Source organism: Roseomonas rosulenta, assembly GCF_016106005.1.
GTDB lineage: Bacteria > Pseudomonadota > Alphaproteobacteria > Acetobacterales > Acetobacteraceae > Neoroseomonas > Neoroseomonas rosulenta.
In genome coordinates this window covers 1-4542 of sequence record NZ_JACADR010000325.1, presented here as the reverse complement: position 1 = coordinate 4542, position 4542 = coordinate 1, and the positions used below count along the sequence as shown (strand labels likewise).

General features: G+C 73.6%; 4 protein-coding genes and 1 pseudogene. 1 reads left to right on the top strand and 4 read right to left on the bottom strand.

Translation table 11 applies throughout. From position 1 onward, the window contains the following. A pseudogene (locus HW578_RS23325) lies at positions 1-362 on the bottom strand (tetratricopeptide repeat protein); the annotation flags it as partial. Between the two features lie 191 nt (positions 363-553). Here HW578_RS23325 and HW578_RS23320 point away from each other — a divergent pair. Further along, complete coding sequence (locus tag HW578_RS23320; RefSeq protein ID WP_198373106.1) at positions 554-1429, top strand: Rossmann-fold NAD(P)-binding domain-containing protein; 876 nt, start codon at positions 554-556, stop codon at positions 1427-1429. Here the strand turns inward: HW578_RS23320 and HW578_RS23315 are convergent. From HW578_RS23315 to HW578_RS23305, 3 genes are all read right to left on the bottom strand, one after another. Continuing rightward, the gene (locus tag HW578_RS23315) at positions 1394-2134 is read right to left on the bottom strand and encodes an alpha/beta hydrolase (RefSeq protein ID WP_198373105.1); all 741 of its coding nucleotides are present in this window, start codon (positions 2132-2134) and stop codon (positions 1394-1396) included. The genes HW578_RS23320 and HW578_RS23315 overlap by 36 nt on opposite strands. Continuing rightward, a complete protein-coding gene (locus HW578_RS23310) occupies positions 2131-3297 on the bottom strand; it encodes a fumarylacetoacetate hydrolase family protein (RefSeq protein ID WP_198373104.1) in 1167 nt (388 codons plus the stop codon). The genes HW578_RS23315 and HW578_RS23310 overlap by 4 nt, the downstream gene beginning before the upstream one ends. Before the next feature lie 97 nt (positions 3298-3394). Further along, entirely contained in the window at positions 3395-4369 is a 975-nt protein-coding gene (locus HW578_RS23305; protein ID WP_198373103.1) for a tripartite tricarboxylate transporter substrate-binding protein, read from the bottom strand. Positions 4370-4542: the final 173 nt, after the last annotated feature.

Below are 4542 nucleotides of genomic sequence, written 5' to 3'. Positions count from 1 at the left end.
TGGCCGAACACCGCGGCGCGTGCGGCGATGCCGGCCTGGCTGCGCGCGGCGATGCGCTCCAGCGCCTCGGCGGCGCGATCCGCCTCGCCCAGCGTCAGCGCGGCCAGCGCGGCGCAATGCGCAGCGCCTTCACCGCCGCCCTCCATGCCCCACGACTCGGCGAAGCTCCGCGCCCCTTCCGGATCGTCCTCGAGCATATCGAGGCAGCGTTCATATTCCGGCGCATCGGTCAGGCGCGGCGGTTCAGGCGGGGTGGGCAGCGGGTCCTCGCCGGCGCCGCCACCCAGCCACCACCAACCGGCGCCGCCAGCGGCAAGCACCAGCACCGCGGTCGCGGCCAGCAGAAGGCGGAGGGGTGACATGCACGCAATCTAGAGCAGAAGCACGCGGGGTGGAATCGCCCGCACGGATCGAACTGCCCGCGAGAGCAAGGCGTCGGGCCGGTCGGCACGACTCTCGGCTGCTCTGGCCGCGGCCCGCGGCCCGTGTCAGATCAGGTCACGCGTGGCAGCGCGCGCGGTGGCGATCCCGCACACCTGTCCAGGGAGGTTTCATGCTGCTGGTGATGGGGCTCGGATATGCCGGAAGCGCGACGGCAAGCCTGGCCGCGGCGACGGGCCAGGCGGTGCGGGGCACCAGGCGCGACCCTGCCAGGGCGCCGACACTGCCGGGTGTCACGGCCATCGCATTCGATGCAGCAGGCCCCGCCATCGCGCAGGCGCGCCACCTGCTCGTGACCGCAGCGCCAGGGGAATCGGGCGACCCCGTGATCGGCGCGCATCGCAGCGCGATCGATGCCGCGCTGGCCGCCGGCACGCTGCGCTGGGTCGGCTATCTTTCCACCACCGGCGTCTATGGCGACCGCGACGGCGCTGAGGTGGACGAATCGACGCTGCCCGCCCCCGGCCAGGATCGCTCGCGCCGCCGGCTCGCCGCCGAGGACGCGTGGCGTGCGCTGGTGGGCGCCCGCGCGGCGCTCGACATCTTCCGGGTGGGGGGCATCTACGGCCCCGGGCGATCGCCCTTCGACGAGTTGCGCGCCGGCGCGGCGCGGCGCGTGGTGAAGCCGGGCCACGCCTTCTCCCGCATCCATCGCGACGACATCGCGCAGGCGGTGGTCGCGGCGATGGCGCAGGACAGCGCGCCGCGCACGCGTATCCTGCATCTGGTGGATGACGAGGCCGCCGAGAGCGCCGCGGTGGTGGACTACGCCGCCAGGCTGCTCGGCGTCGCGCCGCCGCCGACGGTTCCCTTCGAGGAAGCGCGCGCGCGCATGTCGCCCATGGCACTGTCCTTCTGGGCGGAGAACCGTCGCGTGGCGAACGCCGCGACCAAGGCCGCGCTCGGCATCGCCTGGCGCTACCCGACCTATCGCGAGGGCCTCGCCGCGATCCTAGAGGAGGAGCGGCGCGAGGGTCTCGCCCAGTAGCGCGAGGTCGGCCGGGCGCGACAGCCGGTGGTCGCCATCCTTCACCAGCGTGACGCGCACGTCGCCGCCGGTGATGGCCTCCGCGATGCGCAGCGCGTGGCGCCAGGGCACGTCGGGGTCGTCCATACCCTGCAGGATGCGCACCGGGACATCGAGGGCGATCGGCCCGCGCAGCAGCAGGTGCTCGCGGCCATCCTCGATCAGCGCGCGGGTGATGGGATAGGGCGCGCCGTAGTCGCTGGGGCGGTGCCAGACGCCCTCGCGCTCGATCGTGGCGCGAATCTCCGGCGTGAACTCCGCCCACATGAGATCCTCGGTGAAGTCGGGCGCCGGCGCGATGCCCACCAGCGCATGCGGCGCGCGGCGCCGCGCCAGCAGCAGCGCAATCCACCCGCCCATGGACGATCCCACCAGCACCTGCGGCCCGGGTGCCAGCGCATCCAGCACGCAGGCGGCGTCCTGCGCCCAGCGGCCGATGGTGCCGTCCACGAAGCGGCCTTCGGACGCGCCATGGCCCGAATAGTCGAAGCGCAGGAAGGGCGTGCCCCGTGCCTCGCACCAGCCGGCGAGGAACTCGGCCTTGCTGCCGGTCATGTCGGAATTGAAGCCGCCGAGAAACACCACGCCCACGCCGCGCCCGGCGATGCGTCGCCAGGCGAGGCGCACCCCGTCGCCGCGGTCGATCGTGCCGGCCTCCTCCCTCATGGCCGCGGCAGCCCGCGCCGCGTCAGCGAGGCGAAAAGCGCGCCGGCCCCGAAGGCCCAGGGCGGGCATTCGTCGGTGCGGTCCACCTCGTTCACCAGCGCGCCGAGCCGCGGGGAGGCGATGCGCACCAGGTCGCCTTCCTTGTGGGTGAATCCCATGCCCGGCGCGCCGCGATCCTTGGCCGGCGAGAAGGGCGTGCCGAGATACAGCACCGCGCCGTCCGGATACTGGTGATGCGCGCCGATCATCTGCGCCACCAGCGCGGTGGGGTCGCGGCTGATCGACCCGACCGCGCCGGTCTCCTCGAGCGTGAAGCCGTCCCGCCCGCTGATCGTCAGCGTGATCTCGGCCTGGCGGATGTCCTCCAGCCCGAAGCCGTCGTCGAACAGCCGGATCATCGGCCCCAGCGCGGCCGAGGCGTTGTTGTCCTTGGCACGCCCCAGCAGCAGCGCCGAACGCCCCTCGACATCGCGCAGGTTCACGTCGTTGCCGAGCGTGGCGCCCTGGATGCGGCCACGGGAATTCACCACCATCACCGCCTCGGGCTCGGGGTTCGACCAGGCGGAATTCGGATGCACGCCGACCTTGGCGCCGAGGCCGACCGCGGCCATGGGCGGGCATTTGGTGAAGATCTCGGCATCCGGGCCGATGCCCACCTCAAGGTACTGGCTCCACCAGCCCTTCGCGACCAGCGCCTCCTTCACCCGCATCGCCTCGGCGCTGCCGGGCACCAGGTTGGCAAGGTCGTCGCCGATGATCTGGCGAACCTCGATGCGCACCGCGGCGGCGGCCGAGGCGTCGCCGCGGCAGCGTTCCTCGATCACGCGTTCCAGCATGGACCGCACATAGGTCACGCCGGCCGCCTTCACCGCCTGCAGGTCGATCGGCGCCAGCAGGAAGGGCTTCGACGGGTCTCGCGCGTCATGCGCGGAATTGGCCAGCAGGGCATCGAGGTCGAGCGCAAGCGGCGCGCCGCGCGCACGGATGGCAGCGCCCGGGTGCTCCTCCTCCATCCAGCGCGCCATGGTGCCGAAGGCCGGCGTCATGTCGAAGGCGGCGCCGGCGATGATGCCGACGATGCACGGCCCCTCCGGCGCCATGATGCGCGCGGCAAAGGTGCCGGCCTGGGCATCGATCGGCAGGCAGGTGCGGTCCAGCCGCATGGTCGTTGCTCCCTCGGTCTTGTCGCCGCAGGCTGGCCGGGCGGCGCGGCGCTGCCAAGGGGGCGGCCGGCTGGGGCCGCGGGAGGCCCGGGACCCCTCAGTTCGCGCCTGCTGCCTCGAGCAGCGGCCGCCAGCGCGCGACCTCGGCGCGCCAGAAGGCATGCGCGCCGGCGGGCGTGGTGCGTTCGCCCGCCGCCGGCCGGCTGCCGAGCTCGACCATGCGGCGCAGCACCGCCTCGTCGCGCAGCGTCGCCAGCAGCGCGCGGTTCAGTCGTTCGACCACCGGGCGCGGCGTGCCGGCCGGGGCGAAGATCATGTTCCAGCCGGACATGGCCATGGCGGGCAGCCCGGCCTCCATGGTGGTGGGTACATCCGGCAGGGCGGCGGTGCGCTCGGGCGTGGTGATGGCGTAGCCGCGGATGGACCCGGCGCGGATCTGCTCGGCATTGTTGGTGGTCTGGTCGCAACCGAGGTCGAGCGTGCCGGACATCAGGTCGTTCATCACCAGCGAATTGCCGCGATAGGGCACGATGGTGACGGGCGTGCCGATGGCGGAGACCAGCAGCAGGCTGCACAGGTGGCTGGTGGAACCGACGCCCGCATTGCCGAGGTTGAGGCGCGCCCCCTCCCGCCGCACCACCGCCACGAGGTCCGCCAGGGTGGCCGCGGGGAAGTCGCGCCGCGCGATGATCGACATCGGCACCTCGTTCACCATCCCGACCGCCTCGAGCGCCAGCGGGTCGAAGGGCAGGCCGCGCACCAGCGTCGGGATGGTCGCCTGCGCCAGGCTGCCGAACAGAATGGTGTGGCCATCCGGGCGCGCCTGCGCGACGCGCCCCTGGCCGATCGACCCGCCCGCGCCCGAGACATTCTCCACCACCACGGGCTGGCCAAGATCGGCCGCCAGCGCGGGGGCCACCAGCCGCGCCACCACGTCGGCCGGCCCGCCCGGCGCGAAGCCCACCACCAGCGAGACCGGGCGGTTCGGGAAGGCGGGCTGCGCGGCGGCGGTGCAGGTCGCGCCGGCAGCAAGCAGCAGCGCGGCGAGGCCGCGGCGCAGGATGTGGGGCATGCGAGGCTCTCCCGGATCGACGGGGAGAAGTTCGCAGCAACGGCGCGTGATGCAAGGCCCCGACGAGCGTGTCGCGTCGGCGCCGCACCTGCGGATGCAGGCGCGCGGCGCTCAGCAGGCGGCGAGGACGCCCCGCGCGACCCGCGGCGCCTGCTGCGCCGCCCCCGGCGCCG

Coding starts and splice junctions, on each gene's coding strand:
- HW578_RS23320 (WP_198373106.1), top strand. CDS start 554: ATGCTGCTGGTGATGGGGCTCGGATATGCCGGAAGCGCGACGGCAAGC.
- HW578_RS23315 (WP_198373105.1), bottom strand. CDS start 2,134: ATGAGGGAGGAGGCCGGCACGATCGACCGCGGCGACGGGGTGCGCCTC.
- HW578_RS23310 (WP_198373104.1), bottom strand. CDS start 3,297: ATGCGGCTGGACCGCACCTGCCTGCCGATCGATGCCCAGGCCGGCACC.
- HW578_RS23305 (WP_198373103.1), bottom strand. CDS start 4,369: ATGCCCCACATCCTGCGCCGCGGCCTCGCCGCGCTGCTGCTTGCTGCC.